Origin of the sequence: Streptomyces vulcanius (genome assembly GCF_042653945.1) — a bacterium.
GTDB classification, from domain to species: domain Bacteria; phylum Actinomycetota; class Actinomycetes; order Streptomycetales; family Streptomycetaceae; genus Streptomyces; species Streptomyces mangrovi.
Window position 1 is genome coordinate 1 of record NZ_JBHSFK010000029.1, and the last position, 16,301, is coordinate 16,301.

General features: G+C 71.2%; 16 protein-coding genes and 3 pseudogenes. 14 read left to right on the forward strand and 5 right to left on the reverse strand.

What is annotated here, in order from left to right; all coding sequences use genetic code 11:
- The 5 genes and pseudogenes from ACFPIH_RS35760 to ACFPIH_RS35780 form a co-directional block, all read left to right on the forward strand.
- Positions 1 to 525 (forward strand): alpha-isopropylmalate synthase regulatory domain-containing protein (locus ACFPIH_RS35760; protein ID WP_381181218.1); only part of this gene is annotated, 525 nt, incomplete at its 5' end.
- A 184-nt stretch (positions 526 to 709) separates the two neighbouring features.
- Positions 710 to 1,405, forward strand: coding sequence for a TerB family tellurite resistance protein (locus tag ACFPIH_RS35765; protein ID WP_381181216.1), 696 nt, complete (start codon positions 710 to 712; stop codon positions 1,403 to 1,405).
- A 52-nt stretch (positions 1,406 to 1,457) separates the two neighbouring features.
- Positions 1,458 to 1,726, forward strand: a pseudogene (locus ACFPIH_RS35770) (MMPL family transporter); the annotation flags it as partial.
- Between the two features lie 6 nt (positions 1,727 to 1,732).
- Positions 1,733 to 2,086: pseudogene (locus ACFPIH_RS35775) on the forward strand (LuxR C-terminal-related transcriptional regulator); the annotation flags it as partial.
- Positions 2,087 to 2,121: 35 nt separating this feature from the next.
- On the forward strand, positions 2,122 to 3,300 hold the full coding sequence (locus ACFPIH_RS35780) for a sialidase family protein (RefSeq protein ID WP_381181214.1): 1,179 nt from the start codon (positions 2,122 to 2,124) through the stop codon (positions 3,298 to 3,300).
- Here ACFPIH_RS35780 and ACFPIH_RS35785 read toward each other — a convergent pair.
- Together ACFPIH_RS35785 and ACFPIH_RS35790 are read right to left on the reverse strand one after the other, a co-directional pair.
- Complete coding sequence (locus tag ACFPIH_RS35785) at positions 3,297 to 4,253, reverse strand: hypothetical protein (RefSeq protein WP_381181213.1); 957 nt, start codon at positions 4,251 to 4,253, stop codon at positions 3,297 to 3,299. The genes ACFPIH_RS35780 and ACFPIH_RS35785 overlap by 4 nt on opposite strands.
- Positions 4,250 to 4,783, reverse strand: coding sequence for a SigE family RNA polymerase sigma factor (locus tag ACFPIH_RS35790; protein WP_381181211.1), 534 nt, complete (start codon positions 4,781 to 4,783; stop codon positions 4,250 to 4,252). The genes ACFPIH_RS35785 and ACFPIH_RS35790 overlap by 4 nt, the downstream gene beginning before the upstream one ends.
- Before the next feature lie 80 nt (positions 4,784 to 4,863).
- On the opposite strand from ACFPIH_RS35790, the gene ACFPIH_RS35795 reads away from it, so the two are divergent.
- Complete coding sequence (locus tag ACFPIH_RS35795) at positions 4,864 to 5,310, forward strand: protein-tyrosine phosphatase family protein (protein ID WP_381181209.1); 447 nt, start codon at positions 4,864 to 4,866, stop codon at positions 5,308 to 5,310.
- Here the strand turns inward: ACFPIH_RS35795 and ACFPIH_RS35800 are convergent.
- Positions 5,291 to 5,764, reverse strand: a complete 474-nt coding sequence (locus tag ACFPIH_RS35800) for a GNAT family N-acetyltransferase (protein ID WP_381181207.1) — start codon at positions 5,762 to 5,764, stop codon at positions 5,291 to 5,293. The two genes, ACFPIH_RS35795 and ACFPIH_RS35800, sit on opposite strands and share 20 nt — an antisense overlap.
- Before the next feature lie 122 nt (positions 5,765 to 5,886).
- Between ACFPIH_RS35800 and ACFPIH_RS35805 the strand changes: the two genes are divergently transcribed.
- From ACFPIH_RS35805 to ACFPIH_RS35830, 6 genes are all read left to right on the forward strand, one after another.
- Positions 5,887 to 6,678 carry an SCO2525 family SAM-dependent methyltransferase gene (locus ACFPIH_RS35805; protein ID WP_381181205.1) on the forward strand — a complete coding sequence of 264 codons (792 nt, stop codon included), beginning with the start codon at positions 5,887 to 5,889 and terminating at the stop codon, positions 6,676 to 6,678.
- Positions 6,679 to 6,689: 11 nt separating this feature from the next.
- Positions 6,690 to 8,552: an SCO2524 family protein gene (locus ACFPIH_RS35810; RefSeq protein ID WP_381181203.1), complete on the forward strand. Its 1,863-nt coding sequence runs from the start codon at positions 6,690 to 6,692 to the stop codon at positions 8,550 to 8,552.
- Between the two features lie 3 nt (positions 8,553 to 8,555).
- Positions 8,556 to 9,476, forward strand: a complete 921-nt coding sequence (locus tag ACFPIH_RS35815) for an SCO2523 family variant P-loop protein (RefSeq protein ID WP_381181201.1) — start codon at positions 8,556 to 8,558, stop codon at positions 9,474 to 9,476.
- Complete coding sequence (locus ACFPIH_RS35820; protein WP_381181199.1) at positions 9,473 to 10,459, forward strand: SCO2522 family protein; 987 nt, start codon at positions 9,473 to 9,475, stop codon at positions 10,457 to 10,459. The genes ACFPIH_RS35815 and ACFPIH_RS35820 overlap by 4 nt, the downstream gene beginning before the upstream one ends.
- Complete coding sequence (locus ACFPIH_RS35825) at positions 10,459 to 11,424, forward strand: SCO2521 family protein (protein ID WP_381181197.1); 966 nt, start codon at positions 10,459 to 10,461, stop codon at positions 11,422 to 11,424. Before ACFPIH_RS35820 ends, ACFPIH_RS35825 begins: the two co-directional genes overlap by 1 nt.
- Positions 11,425 to 11,489: 65 nt before the next feature.
- Entirely contained in the window at positions 11,490 to 12,407 is a 918-nt protein-coding gene (locus ACFPIH_RS35830) for a hypothetical protein (RefSeq protein WP_381181195.1), read from the forward strand.
- On the opposite strand, the gene ACFPIH_RS35835 is transcribed toward ACFPIH_RS35830, so the two are convergent.
- A complete protein-coding gene (locus ACFPIH_RS35835) occupies positions 12,363 to 13,601 on the reverse strand; it encodes an MFS transporter (protein ID WP_381181193.1) in 1,239 nt (412 codons plus the stop codon). The genes ACFPIH_RS35830 and ACFPIH_RS35835 overlap by 45 nt on opposite strands.
- 134 nt (positions 13,602 to 13,735) lie before the next feature.
- Here ACFPIH_RS35835 and ACFPIH_RS35840 point away from each other — a divergent pair, with 134 nt between their 5' ends.
- Positions 13,736 to 14,659, forward strand: coding sequence for a LysR family transcriptional regulator (locus tag ACFPIH_RS35840; RefSeq protein ID WP_381181191.1), 924 nt, complete (start codon positions 13,736 to 13,738; stop codon positions 14,657 to 14,659).
- Positions 14,660 to 14,674: 15 nt separating this feature from the next.
- On the opposite strand, the pseudogene ACFPIH_RS35845 reads toward ACFPIH_RS35840, so the two are convergent.
- Positions 14,675 to 15,257: pseudogene (locus ACFPIH_RS35845) on the reverse strand (ABC transporter substrate-binding protein); the annotation flags it as partial.
- Positions 15,258 to 15,537: 280 nt separating this feature from the next.
- On the opposite strand from ACFPIH_RS35845, the gene recO reads away from it, so the two are divergent.
- Entirely contained in the window at positions 15,538 to 16,284 is a 747-nt protein-coding gene (gene recO / locus ACFPIH_RS35850) for a DNA repair protein RecO (protein WP_381181189.1), read from the forward strand.
- The last annotated feature ends 17 nt before the right edge of the window (positions 16,285 to 16,301 follow it).

The window sequence follows — 16,301 nt, forward strand, 5'->3', positions numbered from 1 at the left end:
TCCGGCAAGGGCGGGATCGCGTACGTCCTGAAGAACGACCACAAGCTGGACCTGCCCCGCCGGATGCAGATCGAGTTCTCCAAGCTCATCCAGGCGAAGACGGACGCCGAGGGCGGCGAGATCACCGGCTCCGCCATCTGGGCGGTCTTCCAGGACGAGTACCTGCCGAACCCCGAGAACCCCTGGGGCCGCATCCAGGTCCGCACCGGCCAGTCGACGACGGACACCGACGGGGTCGACACCCTGACCGTCGAGGCGACCGTCGACGGCGCCGACACCGTCCTGACCGGCACCGGCAACGGTCCGATCTCGGCCTTCTTCGACGCCCTGCAGTCCATCGGCATCGACGTGCGTCTCCTGGACTACCAGGAGCACACGATGAGCGAGGGCGCCTCCGCGCAGGCCGCCTCGTACATCGAATGCGCGATCGACGACAAGATCCTGTGGGGCATCGGCATCGACGCGAACACGACGCGTGCGTCCCTGAAGGCGGTCGTGTCGGCCGTCAACCGCGCGACGCGTTAATCCTTCTGACCGGTGGTTTCGAGGCGTTGATCGCTGTATACGGCGATCAACGCCTCGTCGCTTATCGGCCACTGTTCCGTGGAGGTCACGGAAAGGTCTCGTCCTGGGTGCTGACTACTCCGGCCCCATGTGGCTAACATCACGCAGACGCGGCGATGTTGCCGCGGGGTTACGGAGGTGCGACGTGCTGCCAGGACGGGGACGAGACGGCCAGGTCACCAGGCTTGCCCGCATCCTGGGTACCCGCACCGCGTGGACACCCGTCGGGGACGGCGAGTTCTTCTGCCCCGGCTGCGGCGGCGACCGCAACTACCAGCGCCTCACCGGGCACCGCCGGTTCACCTTCCTGGGCGTACCGGTCCTCCCGCGCGGCGAGACCGGCCCGGTCGTCGAGTGCGCGGCCTGCCAGGGGCAGTACGGCACGGACGTCCTCGACCACCCGACCACCACCCGCTTCTCCGCGATGCTCCGCGACGCCGTCCACACCGTCGCCCTCGCCGTCCTCTCCGCGGGCGGCACGTGCGCGCGTACGTCCCTGGAGACGGCGACCGGCGCCGTGCGCGCGGCCGGCTTCACCGACTGCACCGAGGAACAGCTCGTCGCCCTCGTCGAGGCCCTCGCCTCCGACACCGGCCGCACCTACGGCGACCCCTGCGGCGCCTGGCTCGCCATAGAGCTCCACGAGGCCCTCGACCCGCTCGCCCCGCACCTCGCCGCCGTCGGCCGCGAATCGATCCTGCTCCAGGGCGCCCGCATCGCCCTCGCCGACGGCCCGTACACCCCGGCCGAGCGAGAGGTCCTGACCACGGTGGGGACGGCCCTGACCCTCGACGCGGAGGACGTGACGCGGCTGCTGGCCGCCGCCGGCACCCCCTCCTGATACTCCCCGGGAGCAACGAGGGTCCCCGGGCCGCCCCCCGTCACCGTTCGCCGCCGGGGAACAGGTCGCGCGCGTCGCGGGGGAGCACGCGCTGACCACCGAGCCCGAGGGCGTCCCGTCCGCCGACGGCACCACCCGCATGTACCCGGTCGCCGGCACCGAGCCGGGCACCGGCGAGGACAAGCGGGACGCGTTCGTCGGGGACGTCCGAGCACCCACGACACCGACGGGATGGGCGTCGAGGTCGGCGGGCCGGGCGCGCTCGCCACCGACGCCACCGACGCCACCGAGGGCTACGACTCGCTCGGCGGACCGCTGCTCTGCTTCGGATTCCTGGTGAAGGACACCCGGCCGGCCGAACTTCTGGACGCCATCCGGACGGCAGCGGCCGGCGAGGCGCTGCTGTCGCCGGGGCCCACGGCACGGCTGATCGCCCGGTTCCTGCGCAGCCCGACGGTGCCGCCCGTCGGCGGTCCCGAGCAGCTCTCCGGCCGGGAGCGGGAGGTACTCGCCCTGGTCGGGAGGGGTCTGACCGACAGTGAGACAGCCGGGGCGCTCGGGCTGAGCCCGCTCACCGCGAAGACCCACGTCAGCCGGATCATGGGCAAACCGGGGACACGGGACCGGGCGCAACTCGTCGTGGCGTACGAGTCGGGGGTGGTGACTCCGGGGACCATGTGAGGAAGACCGCACCAAGGCGTCACAAGGGAGCCAGGATGACCTTTCTGAGCCGTACCCTCCTCGCCACCGCCGTGTTCCTGACCCCGTTCACCGCCACCCCGGCCGCCGCCTCCGCCGCGGTCCGCTGCACCTCCTCCGTGCCCTACGCCGCCGGACAGGACGGCTACGCCTCCTACCGCATCCCCGCCGTGGTCACGACCCGTCAGGGCACCCTGCTGGCCTTCGCCGAGGGCCGCCGCAACGGCCCCGGCGACACCGGGGACATCGACATCGTGGTGCGCCGCTCCACCGACGGCGGCTGCACCTGGGGCCCGCTGACCGTGGTGGCCGCGGGCAGCGGGCACACCCGGGGCAACCCGGCCCCCGTGGTCGACCCGCGCTCCGGCGCCGTCGTCCTCGTCAGCTGCGCCAACGAGGGCACCGCGACGGAGGCGCAGATCATGCGGGGCGAGGCGCCCGCCCGCCGGGTGTACGTCCAGCACAGCTGGGACGACGGGCGCGGGTTCACCAAACCCCGGGACATCACGGACGACGCCGGGCTGCCGGACTGGCGCTGGTACGCCACCGGTCCCGGGCACGCCCTCGCTCTCACCCGGGGCCCGAACGCGGGCCGTCTGGTCGTGCCCGCCAACCACTCCGCCACACCGCCCGCCGGTTCCCCCGACACCGGCCGCGAGGCCCGGTACTACGGCGGCCACGCCCTGCTCAGCGACGACGGGGGCCTCACCTGGCGGCTGGGCTTCGTCGACGGCGACTACGACGGCACGGTCAACGTGAACGAGAGCATCGCCGCCCAACTCCCGGACGGACGGGTGTACTTCAGTGCCCGCGACCAGAGCGGCAACGCTCCGGGCAACCGGGTGGACGCCATCTCCGAGGACGGCGGTGAGACCCTGGTCCGCGCCTACGCCCCGCAGCCCACGCTCGACGACGTGCCCGTGGTCCAGGGCAGCGTCCTGCAACTCCCGGGTGCCGGTGCCCCGTTGCTGTTCTCCGGCCCCTCCGACCCCACGACCCGGCGGGCGATGGCGGTCTGGCGCAGCGCCGACCTCGCGGCCGGCTTCACCCGGGCGGTGACCCTGTCCGAGCAGCCCGCGGCCTACTCCGACCTCGTACGGGTGGACGCGGGGACCGCCGGGGTGCTGTACGAGACCGGGACGGCGGGACCGTACGAGACGATCGAGTTCCGCCGCCTGGAGGTCAACGACCTCTAGGGAAGGGCTCGGTCGTAGGTGGAGTCGGTGTCGGAGTCGTAGACGAGCTTGCCGTCGGTGTCGTAGCCCATGATGTGCGGGGCCTCGGTGACCTGCTCGTCGATGACTCCGGCGGCGACGAACCAGCCGTGGTCGAGGACGGCGGGGTCGGCGACGCTGTCGCCGTAGGAGACGGTGACCTTGGCGACGGACGCTTCGACCGTGCCGATCATCCCCCAGCGGAAGGGCAGCTTCCAGTTGCCCTTGTCGATCACCGACTGCTGGTACAGCTTGCCGGCGTTGATGTCGGCGACGACCGGGCCCGCGTTCGGCGGGTCGGCGTCGCTCGAGCTGGTGCTGATGCCGGAGGCCACGCCGTCCACGATGTTGCAGACCACCCGGAAACGCTCCGGCCCGTCCTTCACGCCGACGACGAACATGCCGTCCCCGGGGGCGTTGGAGTCGCCGGTGCTCTTCATCGCCAGGATGATCCGGTAGTCCTTCGCCTTGCCCGTCCCGTTGCCGCGGAGCGCGGCCGACGGGCGCTCCGCGGCAAGACACGTCTCCAGCCCGTCCGCCGCCTGGGCGAACGTGATCCCGTCGAGCAGCTGCCCGTCCGACGCCGGCCGGGCTGGCCCGGACGCCGTCGTGGCCGGGGCGGCCGGCTCGGTGGCCGTGGCGTTCTGGGTGCCGACCGCGAGTTCCGGTGCCGTCGTACCGGAGCCGAGCACACCCGTGGCGTACGCCCCCACCGGCATCGCGGCCAGCGCCAGCAGCGTCGCCCCGGCCACCGCCACCCGGCGCCGCCGCTCGGCCACCCCGCGCCGCCGGATCGCCGGATACGGCGCCGGGGCCGGGCGCACGGCGTCGGCGTCCCGTGCGAGCAGCTCCCGCAGCTGCTCCTCGAAGTCGGGGTCGGGTTCAGGTTCCTGGGCGGAGTCCCATACCGTGTCCCGCTGCTCTTTCCAGCTCACCTGCTGCCTCCCTGGCCTTGGCCGGAGACCGTGCGGCTGGGGGCCAGTCCCGGATATGTACGCAACTTCGCCAGCCCCTTGGACGCCTGGCTCTTCACCGTGCCGGGGGAGCAGCCGAGCACTTCGGCGACCTCCGCCTCCGACAGGTCCTCCCAGTACCGCAGCACGACGACCGCCCGCTGTTTGGCGGGCAGCCGGGCCAGCCCGGCCATCAGGGAGCCGCGCTCCTCGATCCGGCCGGTCACCTCGTCCCGCCCCGGCCGTTCCGGCGGGGCCGCGGTCAGCGCCTCGGTCACCCGTCTCTTGCGGAACCGGTCGCTGTTGCAGCTGACCAGCATCCGTCTGACGTACGCCTCCGGGTTGTCGGTACGCGCGATCCGCCGCCACGACCGGTACGCCTTCGCCAGCGCGGTCTGTGTCAGATCCTCCGCGTGGTGGACGTCCCCCGTGAGCAGATAGGCGGTCCGTACCAGTCGCGACCAGCGCGCCCGGACGAACTCCTGAAACCGGTCCTCAAGTTCGGCCTGCATCAAGCACCCTCCTCGCCCTCCAGACCACGGGTCGGGGGGAATCGGTTGCCCGGCGGACGCGACCACGTTCGAATAGGGGGATGGAGAGCGGGACGTGGTCGAAGGATGAGCCCGGGGTACTCGCGTTGCCCTCGGGGCGGCTGGTGCGTGGACGTGGACTGCGGCACCCGCTCGACGCGACGGCACCCACACCGTCGTACGGCGTCTATCTGCTGGGGAGGCAGCCCCCTCCCGTCCCCTGGGAGTCCCGCTGGATCCGCTGGCCGGACTTCCGGCTGCCCACGGACCGCGCCGCCGCCCGTGAGGCGCTCGGCGAGGCGTGGCGGCGGGCCGCGCCGGAGCGGGTGGAGGTCGCCTGCGGCGGCGGACGCGGGCGTACGGGGACGGCGCTGGCCTGTATCGCCGTGCTGGACGGTGTACCGGCCGCGGAGGCGGTCGAGTTCGTACGGCGGCACTACGACCGGCGGGCGGTGGAGACGCCGTGGCAGCGGGGTTACGTGCGGCGGTTCACAGGTTCAGCGACATGAGGAGGCGGTGCTGGCCGGGGCCGAAGTAGTCCTTGCGGGGGCCGCCCGGGTCCGCGACGAAGCCCAGGGAGAGGTAGAGGGAGATGGCGGTCTCGTTGCCGGGCTCCACGGAGAGCCAGACGGCGTGCGTGCCCTGGGCGCGCAGATGGCTGAGCATCCGGGTCATGAGGTGCCGGCCGAGCCCCTGTCCGCGCAGGTCGGGGACGATGCCGAGGCTGAGGACCCAGCTCTGCGCGTCGTGCGGCGGGGTCGCGAGCACATAGCCGCGCAGTTCCTCGCCGTCCTCCACGAGCAGCAGGAAGTCGGGGAACGCGGTGAGGAGTTGGCGCAGCACGAAGAAGGGGTAGGGATCGGCCGGGAAGGCCTCGGCGTCGAGTCGGACGATATCGTCGAGATCGGTGTCCTTGGCCGTTCTGATCCGTAAGTTCCGTTCACCGGTTCGAAGTGGAATCATACCGTCCCCTTGTGGAATGTCGACAAATCGAATTGGATCCTTGTCTGATTTCCCTACCTGATCTCCATCATTGCGATCTGCCTGCACGCCTTCAAGACCCCCGCCTGCTGCTAGGCTGAACCATGACTTCTGGAACCGCCGCCGACCAAAAGCTGAATGCGGACGTACCCTGGGACGACTTCGATCCCGGTGAGTACATCAGCCACAACTACCTCACGATGCAGGCGGTTGACCAGGAGATCGTTTCCCGGATGAGGGACCACTTCAGCAGCCACTTCGGTGATCATTTCCCGGACGGCGGCCGAGTTCCTTCCGGTATTGACGTCGGTGCCGGGCCCAATCTCTATCCCGCCCTCGCCATGCTGCCCTGGTGCGACCGGATCACTCTCCTCGAGCGGTCCGCCCGGAACCTGAAGTACCTCCGCAGTCAGCGCGCCGACTACGCCCCGCACTGGGACCAGTTCTGGGACGTGCTCTGCCAGGACGAGGCATATGCCAAGCTCGACGTCGCGCCCCGGGTCCGCTTCAAGGAGGCCGTCCGGCGCCCGGAGTCGGGCAGTCTCTTCGACCTCGGCACGGACCCGCGCCGCTGGGACCTCGGCACCATGTTCTTCGTCGCCGAGTCCATCACCACCTCCCTCGCCGAATTCCGGCGCGGAGTGGGCTGCTTCATGAACGCCCTCAATCCGGGCGCGCCTTTCGCCGCCGCATTCATGGAGCATTCCGTCGGATATCGCGTGGGTGACGTGGAATTCCCCGCCCGGGATATCGACGACACCGAGGTCGAGACCGCGCTCGGTGATTTGGCCCAGGACATGAAGATGTATCACCTGGACAATCCGGGTGACCTTGTGCGCGATGGATACACCGGAATGATTCTGGTCTGCGGCCGACGCAGCGACTCTCCTGTCTGAGGGGAATGGGCATGCAGATCAAACCGCGGCAGAATCTGCTCGAAGTGTGGCAGTCCATTGCCCGCCATTCCTTTGACAGCGGTGGCTGGGAATGGGGCGAGTGGGGTGGCCGCAGCAGCGTCGCCGACGCCGAGCGGCTGCTCTGTCTGCTGTATCCCGCCACCGAGATCGGGCCGTTCCGGATCGACGACCCCGACACCACCCAGCTCGACGTGGAAAGAGCCCTGAGAAACGCGGGCGACTCCAGCGAGATTCCCGCGAACCTCGTGGAGATCCTCGGCGACTTCATGGAGAAGCACCGCGGCGAGGAGGGCCCCACCTTCGCCGGCGGCTACTACTTCGCCGCTGCGGACCCCGAGCAGGAACTCTCCAAGGAGCAACGGGAGATCGGCGTCGTCGACGCCTACTCCATGTCGATCACGCTCTGCCTGGCCACCCTCGGCTTCCTCAAGGTCTACCGGGGCAAGACCCGGCGGGCGGCCACCCTCGCCCGGATCGACAAGCTCTGGGAGGAGACCAGCGCCCGGCTGACCGCGGCCATGGTGAGCCTGCTGCGCTCCTTCACCGTCAACGTCGTCGACATCAACTCCGAGCAGGGACAGGCCCTCTCCCGCCTCCTCGGCCGCGGCCGGCTCTCCGACCGGCAGGTCCTGCAGCGCTTCCAGGACCGCTTCAAGTCGCTGCGCGCCCTCATCACCGAGAGCGTCGTGCTCGGCCTCGACTCCGACGTCACCGACGAACTCCGCAACGAGAACCGGCTGTTCGAGTGCGGCTGGGCCTGGAGCCTGGTGCAGGGCGCCCCCGAGGTCGAGGTCGAGCCGGCCACCGCCGAGATCATCGGCAAACAGCCCGAGGGCTTCGCCCGGGCCGTGCCCTACCTGTACTTCACCGTCGTCGCCCTCGACGGCATCCCCGACCTGTCCTCCGAGCGCACCCTCGTCCTCGGTCTGCTCACCGCCGAGCAGCAGAGGCTCGCCGACGCGCTGCGGCTGCGCTGGGAGATCACCCAGCAGTACTGGTCCGGCATCGCCCGCTTCGACGACGCCACCTGGCCGCTGGAGGAGATCCCCTGGCGCACCACGCTCCAGCAGCTGGAGTCCGAGTACTTCTCCCTCTCCGTCGCCTCCATCCTCGTCCACGACCTGGTCCGCAGGCGCGCCACCGACGACGACCTCACCCGCACCGTCGCCGTGATGGAACGGCTCGCCGACCGCGGCCGGATCACCAGCCGTCCCACCCGCGAGGACCCGGCGATCGGCCTGCACACCCCCGGCGTCACCCTGCCGCTGCTGGGCAGTGAACAGGCCGGCTCCGCCATGAAGTGGACGATGGGCGACTTCTCCGCCCAACTCCTCAAGCGGACCCTCCAGTTGTGCGCGCTGTCCCGGAACATCGCCTCGCAGGACCGGCTGCTGCGGCTCGCCGAGGACATCCTCGACCACCTCTGGGCCCGCCGGATCAGTGAGGGCGAGGGCGTCGGCCTGTGGGACAACGTGCACGCCGTGTACCCCGAATCACCCGTCAGACAGGGCCCGTTGTCCTGGAGCATCACCGAGCGTGTCACCGAGTGCATGGTCGCCGCGCATGCCCTCTACTCCCAGAACCCGATCCGCAGCTCCGAGATGTCCGCACTCGCCCAGGCCGCGATCAGCGAGGCCGCCCACCTCTTCGGCAAGGAGCAGATGGAGCAGGCCGCCCCCGCCCCCAAGAGCCCCCAGGGAGAACAGATCAAGGCCATCGAGGCCGACCTGCGCCGCGCCCGCCAGCTCGTCGACCGACAGCCCGGCACCGCCCACTCGCTCGCCCTCGGCGTGCTGGCCCGGCTCTACGACCTCGCGCGCGCCCGGGGCGACGCCGGCTCCTGGGGGGTGTGAGCCGTGCTCGTCTTCGCCGCCTCCGACAAGGGCGGCACCGGCCGCTCCGTGACCAGTGCCAACCTCGCCTACCACCGCGCCCTCGACGGGGACGACGTCTGCTACCTGGACTTCGACTTCGGATCGCCCACCGCCGCGGCCGTGTTCGACCTGCCCGACGTCCTCTCCGAGGCCGAGGGCCACGGACTGCACTCCTACCTCCAGGGCAGGACCGGCAAGCCGCTGCGGGTCGACGTCTGGGCCCGCACCGAACACCCCGACCTGCGCAACCGCCCTGCCGGATCAGGTCGGTTGGTGCTGCTGCCCGGCGACCGCACCGGCGGTGAATTCGTCACCGACGAGGAGAACCTGCACCGCTGTGTCGATCTCGTCCTCGGCCTGAAACGCGAATTCGACCTCATTGTCGTGGACTTGAGCGCCGGACGCAGTTATGCGATGGACCTCGCACTCGTCGCCACCTCGCCCCGCGGCGGGCTCGCGCGGCTGAAATCCCGCTGGCTCGTCTATCACCGCTGGACCCGTCAGCACGTCATGGCCGCCGCCGAACTCGTGTACGGAAAACAGGGCATTGTTCAGGCGGGTACCGACATGGGCCACCTCCCGCAGGCGCTCAACAACTCCATACGTTTCGTCCGTGCCGCCGTACCCGATCTGGAGTCACCCCTGTGGGCGCAGGTGTCACCCGCGCAGTACGCGTGGATGCGCCAGTGCGACAAGGAACTCGAGGAACTCGCCGCCGGACGCGGCATCGGCAAGACCCGGGTCCTGACGTCCATTCCGCTGGAACCCGTCCTTCAGTGGCAGGAACGCCTCATCACCGACGAGGACGTGCACGACCGCAGGATCGCGGCGAACGAGACCTGGCAGGCCATGGGGGACCTCGCCCAGCGGCTGACCGAGGACAAGTTCTGGGGGGAGCTGTGACCCGTTCCCCGGCGGCCTTCCGGGAGACCAGCGCCGAGCCGCGCACGGAATCCGTGCCGTTCTCCCATCTGTCCCTGGAATTAGGCCACTTGTATATGGAGGACTTCGTCGAGGGTCCCGACCGGCTGCGCCGTCACTTCGCCGCCGTACGCCCCTGGGTGGACGCCGCCCGCGCCGCCGTCGGCCCGCTGCCCCCGGGCCGGCGCCCCCGGATCAGCACCTGCTTCCTCATCGACGACTACTTCTCCCGGCTCTCCACCCCCGCCGAACTCATCCCACCGCTCCTCGAAGCCGCCGCCGACGCCGGTCTGGCCATCGACTACCTGGCCCGCGAGTCCGGCTGCGCGGTGGCCGACCCGGCCCACCGCGACCGGGCCGAACTCGCCGAAGCGGTCCTGCACCGCCTCGTCGAGTCCCCGCCGCCCGGCAGCAACGGCTTCCGGCCGCCCGTCAGCCGCACCGGCTGGCTCAGCAACGGCCGCCGCGCCCCCGCCCGCCGCACCTCCGCCGCCCTGGACGCGGCCGGCAGCGTCTGGCAGCCGCCCAGCGAGACCGAGGCGCGCGGCCACTCCGTCTTCATGGACGTCGAGCTGTGGAACGGCCCCGAGGACGAACGCACCTGGTCCTGCGCCTTCCTCGCCTCCGTCTGGCAACTGGTCCGGCTCGGCCTGCTGCGCCACGACGGCGAGGCGGTGCTGCGGCCCGCCGACTGGTTCGACAAGGCGTTCCCGGCGGAGTGGGACGCCCTGCCGCCCGTCCTCAAGCTCAACAAGTCGGCGGCGCCCTTCACCGCGTACGTCACATGCAGCGTGCTCCCGGCCCGCTTCCTGCCCGTCGAGCACGCCGTACGCGTCGTCCTCGACCAGGTCCAGGTCGAGGCCGAGGCACTCGCGCAGGTCGCCGAACGGTCGGCGGCCGAGGGCATTCCGGTGCCCGCCGGGATAGTGGACCGCACCTCCTACATCTTCCCGCCGGGACTGTGATGGCCGGCCTCGGCACCCCCGACGGTCCCGTCCTCGTCTGCGGCGAGGTGCGCACCTGCCTGCTGCCCACCCGCGCCGCGGTGGACGAGCGGACCGCCGTACGACTGCTGCGGCTGCGCGCCGACGAACGCGTACGGGTCTCCCGGCACCCCAACCGGTACGCCGTCTCCCCGGACGTCCTCACCGGAGTCGACTGCCGGCTGCCCACCGCCACCGGCGCCCGGGTCCGCGCGGTCGGCACGGTGACCGGGCGGGCGGCGCTGGTCGAAGGCCGGGTGCTGCAGTCGACGGCGTACTTCTCCCTTTTCGGCGGAGGCCCGGACCGGCGCCGCCCCTGGGGCTACTACCTGGTCCGGCCCGGCACGCTGGTCCCCGTCGGCAGACTCCCCGAGAAATCGGTTACGGAGGGTTTCCTGACGGGGAACCAACAAGGAGAGCTGGACGTCGGATCCATTGCGGAGAGCCTGCTGGCGCGCATCTCCCGTCAGCACCAGGTCCTCGACTACGACACCCCGCTCACCACCGTCGACACCAGCCTGCGCTGGACGGCGGCCCCGGCAGCCGACGGCGAGGAGGCGTCCCTGCAGTTCACCAAGGCCGAGGACGGTCTGCGTATCGTCCAGCTCCGGGTCCCGCGCGGCACCGAGCCCGCCGCCGCGGCCGGGCTCTGCGAGGACCTCGCCCTGCACGACTGGCTGCTGACGACCGTCGCCGACAAACTCGACGGGCTGCCCGTCGGCTCCGACGACGACCGGGCCGTACTGAAGGTTTTGCGCCCGCTCGTCCACCATCTGCTGCATCTGTGGATGCCGCTGGCCCGCGTCGACCGCACCCTGCACACCGCCTGGGAGGAGCTGGAGCGCACCTCCGGCTACGGCAGGCAGTGGACCGCGCTGGCCCAGCGCGTCCGCGACCAGCTGGTCCTGCAGAACCTCACGAGACGCGAGGCGTTACCGACAGCTTGATGATCCCAACGGGGGGAGAAAGCGAGATGAATGCACCGACGGCACCACACCAAGGCGCCCGCCATGTGACCCAGAAACTCCTGGTCACGGTGGTGGTGGGCGGCGTCGTCTATGTGCTCACCAACGTCATCGACTCGAACGACGACGGGCCCTGGCAGCTTGTGCTGTCGGTGCTGTGCGGCGGCATCGTGCTGATCGTGCAGTTCCTGGTGTCCTTCGTGAACCAGATGCACGCCGTGAAGGAGTCCGTGGACAGACGGTTCGCCGACATAGGGCGGGCCACCAAGCTCTTCAACGAGGTGGAACGGCTGCGTGGCGACGGGGTGCCCCGGCTCGCCGAGAACGCCACCAAGGTCGTGTCCATGGGCCCCGAGATCCTGCACGCCTTCGCCCACGCGGAGATCGACCGGCTCGCCGTGCAGATGGAGGACTTCACCAACCTCAGCGCGAAGAGCCCCGGCGAGAACCACGACTGGCTCCTGACGCTCACCCGGTGCACGCGCGCGCGGATCGACGCCATCAGTACCACCGTCGTCGACGACGGCTTCTGGAGCACCGAGCCGGCCAGCCGCTATCTCACCGCCCAGCGCGAGGCGATCATCGAGCGGGGAATCGCGGTACGGCGGCTGTTCATCGTCAAACGCCACGAGGAGTTCGCCGGGCTCGTCCCGATCTCCACCGAACAGCGGGACATGGGCATCGACGTCCGCGTCGTCGCCCTGGAGGAACTCCCGCCCTACCTCCGGCGCGGCAAGATGATCGACTTCATCGTCTTCGACGGAGCGCTGTCGTACGAGATCCACGCCGACCAGCTCAGCGTGAACTCCTCGACGACGATCAACGCCCGGGCGAACGAGGTCGAACCCCTGATCCGCCGCTTCAACCTCCTCTGGGACGCGGCCGATCCCACCAACTCCCCGAACGGCGTCCCCAGCGCCCTACGGGCCCGAACTCCGAACGGCCCACCGCCGGAAGGGACTTGACCGAGGCAGCAGCAGCGGGGTGGCCAGCAGGAGCGCACCGGCCAGCCCGATGGCCGTACGCGGGCCGAGCAGGCTGCCCAGCACACCCCAGACGGCTGTCAGGAGCGCGGTCGTGGCCTTGGTCGTCACCGCCCACGCGGACAGGGTGCGGGCGACCCGGTCGTTCGCCGTGCGTTCCAGGCGGTAGGTGACGGAGACGGGATTGAAGACCCCGCAGCAGAAGATGAGCCCGAGCTCGACGCCGATCACCAGCAGCAGCCCGCCGGTGCCCGGCCCCAGGAAGGCCAGGCCGACGGGCCAGATCGCGCGCAGTGCCCCGGTCACGACCAGCACCCGGTGCTGCCCGAACCGGGTGACGAGCGGCCTGGCCAGCCGCGAACCGAGCAGCCCGGCGATCGAGGGCGCGGCGAAGGCGAGGCCGTACTGCCACGGTGTGAACCCGAGCCGGCCGAGCATCAGGACGGCCAGCAGCGGCTGGGCGGCCATCACCAGGGCGTTGAACAGGGCGGTGTTGAAGAACAGCGGACGCAGCGTCGCGTCGGCGAGGATGTACCGCCAGCCGTCGAGCAGGTCCCCGGCCCGCATGCGCGCGGCCTCCCGGCGCCCGGGCGGCGGCTCGTGCCCGCCCATCGCGCGGATGCCCAGGGCCGAGAGCAGGTAGCTGACCGCGTCGGCCACCACCGTCGCCACCGGACCGAGGAGTCCGATCGCCGCGCCGCCCAGCGGCGGTCCGACGATCGTGGTCGTCCAGGCCGTGGACTCGAACCGGGCGTTGGCGACGAGCAGGTCCTCGGCCGGCAGCAGCGTCTTCAGATACGCGCCGGAAGCGGCGCGGAAGGTGATGTCGGCCGCCGCGACGACGACCGACACCAGCAGGAGCTGAAGGAACGTGAGGACGCCGAGCGCGAACGCGATGGGGATCGTCAGCAGCGCCGCGCACCGCACCAGGTCCATCGCGATCAGCACCGGCCGCTTGCGGCGGAACTCCACCCACGGGCCGAGCGGCACCGCCACGGCCGCGCCCACCGCGGCCCCCACGGAGGCCAGCGCGGCGACCTCGGCCGGTCCGGCGTGCAGCACCTGGATGGCGATCAGCGGGAACGCGCCGAAGGCCAGCCAGGTGCCGAGCGCGCTGGTCCCGTACGCCCCCCAGAGCCACCCGAACCGCCGCCCCAGCCGATGCCCGCTCCTCATGCCCGACGCCCCTCGCCACTCACCCTGCACAACCGATCCGCGACCGGAAGCATCAAAGCGGGCGCCATGGCCTGGGATCAAACAACCACAGGGCCGACGGCCACAACCAACGGTTGTGGACCTAGGGTGTCGGCATGGATCTCGACGCCGTACGGACCTTCGTCGCCGCCGCCGACGCGGGGCAGTTCCAGGAGGCCGCCACCGAGCTGGCGATCACCCAGCAGGCCGTCTCCAAACGCATCGCCGCGCTGGAGCGCACCCTCGGCGTGCGGCTGTTCACCCGCACCGCGCGCGGCGCCGAACTCACCATCGACGGGCAGGCGTTCCTGCCCCACGCGCGCGAACTGCTGCGCGTCGCCGAGCGCGCGGTCGCGTCCGTGCGCGCCGGCCGCCGTCCGCTGCGCGTCGACGTGATCACCTCGCGCAGCGCGCAGTCGGCCCTGCTGCGCGGCTTCCACCGCGCACACCCCGAGACCGACCTCGACGTGGTGATGCTGTTCGACATCGAGACGGCCGTCGCCGCCATCCGGTCCGGTGTGATCGACGCGTCCTTCCGCGCCGTCGCCGTGCCCGGCCGGCCCCTTCCCGAGGACATCGAGTCCGTCCGGGTGCTCGATGAGCCGCTCCAGCTCCTCACCGGCCCCGCCCACGCGCTGGCGGGCGCCCGGTCGGTGACCCTCGCCCAGCTCGCCGGGCACCGGATCTGGATGCCCGGCATCGCCCCCGGCACCGAGTGGGGCGCCTACTACGACGACCTCGTCGCCGAGTTCGGCCTCACCATCGAGGCGACCGGACCCAACTTCGGCTCCGACGCGCTCCTCGACACCATCGCCGACACCCCGGCCCTGGCCACCTTCATGGGCGAGCACACCCGCCTCATCTGGCCCGCCGACCACGGCCTGCGCCGCATCCCGGTGACCGACCCGACGCCCGTCTACCCGCACTCGCTCCTCTGGCACCGCGACAACCCCCACCCGGCGCTGGCCACCCTCCGCGCCCACCTCGCCGCCACGACAGCCGGCCACGACGCCGCCGGGACCTGGACGCCGAACTGGTGATCACGCCGCGCACTCTCAGTCGGCGTGGAGGATCCGGAAGCGACCGGGTTCCGCCGGATCTCGATCGACGACCTGGACCGGCGTCCGCGCCCACTGCCACACGCTGATGCCCGGCGTGCGGGAGAACCGGATCAGCCCCCGGGTGCCCTCGACCGCGACGCGAGGCCGGGACGCGGGGCCAGGACGCGGCGGTGCGCGCCCGGTCCGAGCCGGGGGAGCGCAGCACATCGGCGAGGACGGCGATCGTGTCGTAGCCCTCGAAGGCGACGAAGGAGGGCGCTTCGGCCAGCCGCTCGTGCAGGGCCGCCCCGACTCGCGCACCGAGGGGGCCGAGGCGCTCCGGCAGATAGCGCAGGAACGGGATCGCGGCGCCGTCGTCGCCCAGCGACGCCGCCCATTCGGCGAACGCCGGCTGCCCGGCCGGAGCACCGATCAGGATCTCGGCGAGACGCCGGTCGCGGCGGACGGACCGGACGATCGACACCGCCGGTTCCGGGTGGCCGACCAGGAGAAGGAGGGCTGTCGCGCGATGCCCGACGAGTGCGTCGCACACGGCCGCGGGGGTGAGCGCGCTCATGTCGAGCTCGACGACGGTGCCGGACCACCAGCTCGAGCGGTCGTCCACCGATCCCGCCGGCGTCGTTGACCTCGCGAGCGGCCGGCGGACATTGCATCCACCGCCATCGCCGACCAGCACCCGACTATCGTCCGCCGAGCCAGGATCCCGAAGGGTGCTTGCCGCCCGCCGCGTAGGCGAGAATGGGCGGCATGAGCCTGTTCCGTGATGACGGCGTCGTGCTGCGCACCCAGAAGCCGGGTGAGGCAGACCGCATCATGCTGTTGTCACGCGGGCCCCGGCAGTCCGGCGGGGGTGCGCGGTGAGTCTCTTTCGAGATGACGGCGTCGTCCTGCGGACGCAGAAGCTCGGCGAAGCCGACCGGATCATCACGCTGCTCACGCGTGGGCACGGCCGGGTGCGGGCGGTGGCTCGCGGGGTGCGGCGGACGAAGTCGAAGTTCGGGGCCCGGCTGGAACCGTTCTCGCACGTCGACGTGCAGTTCTTCGCGCGCGGCAGCGAGCTGATCGGGCGCGGGCTTCCGCTGTGCACACAGAGCGAGACCATCGCGCCGTACGGCGGCGGCATCGTGTCCGACTACGCGCGCTACACCGCCGGGACGGCCATGCTGGAGACCGCCGAGCGCTTCACCGACCACGAGGGCGAGCCGGCCGTGCAGCAGTACCTGCTGCTGGTCGGGGCGCTCAGGACCCTGGCCCGGGGCGAGCACGCGCCGCATCTCGTCCTCGACGCGTTCCTGCTGCGCTCCCTCGCCGTCAACGGCTACGCGCCCAGCTTCGACGCCTGTGCGAAGTGCGGCATGCCCGGGCCCAACCGGTTCTTCTCCGTGGCCTCCGGCGGCTCCGTCTGCGTCGACTGCCGGGCGCCCGGCAGCGTCGTACCCTCGCCACAGACGCTGGTCCTGCTGGGCGCGCTGCTCACGGGAGACTGGGAGACCGCGGACGCGAGCGAGCCGCGGTACGTGCGGGAGGGGAGCGGGCTGGTCTCGGCCTATCTGCACTGGCACCTGGAGCGCGGCCTGCGCTCCCTCCGGTACGTGGAAAAGTAAGACTAGGGAGACGAGAG

Bases quoted from the DNA above. Each gene is read 5' to 3' on its own strand.
- ACFPIH_RS35810 (WP_381181203.1), top strand. From the start codon at position 6,690: ATGCAGATCAAACCGCGGCAGAATCTGCTCGAAGTGTGGCAGTCCATT.
- ACFPIH_RS35780 (WP_381181214.1), top strand. From the start codon at position 2,122: ATGACCTTTCTGAGCCGTACCCTCCTCGCCACCGCCGTGTTCCTGACC.
- ACFPIH_RS35795 (WP_381181209.1), top strand. From the start codon at position 4,864: ATGGAGAGCGGGACGTGGTCGAAGGATGAGCCCGGGGTACTCGCGTTG.
- ACFPIH_RS35800 (WP_381181207.1), bottom strand. From the start codon at position 5,764: ATGATTCCACTTCGAACCGGTGAACGGAACTTACGGATCAGAACGGCC.
- ACFPIH_RS35805 (WP_381181205.1), top strand. From the start codon at position 5,887: ATGACTTCTGGAACCGCCGCCGACCAAAAGCTGAATGCGGACGTACCC.
- ACFPIH_RS35825 (WP_381181197.1), top strand. From the start codon at position 10,459: ATGGCCGGCCTCGGCACCCCCGACGGTCCCGTCCTCGTCTGCGGCGAG.
- ACFPIH_RS35835 (WP_381181193.1), bottom strand. From the start codon at position 13,601: ATGAGGAGCGGGCATCGGCTGGGGCGGCGGTTCGGGTGGCTCTGGGGG.
- ACFPIH_RS35840 (WP_381181191.1), top strand. From the start codon at position 13,736: ATGGATCTCGACGCCGTACGGACCTTCGTCGCCGCCGCCGACGCGGGG.
- ACFPIH_RS35790 (WP_381181211.1), bottom strand. From the start codon at position 4,783: ATGCAGGCCGAACTTGAGGACCGGTTTCAGGAGTTCGTCCGGGCGCGC.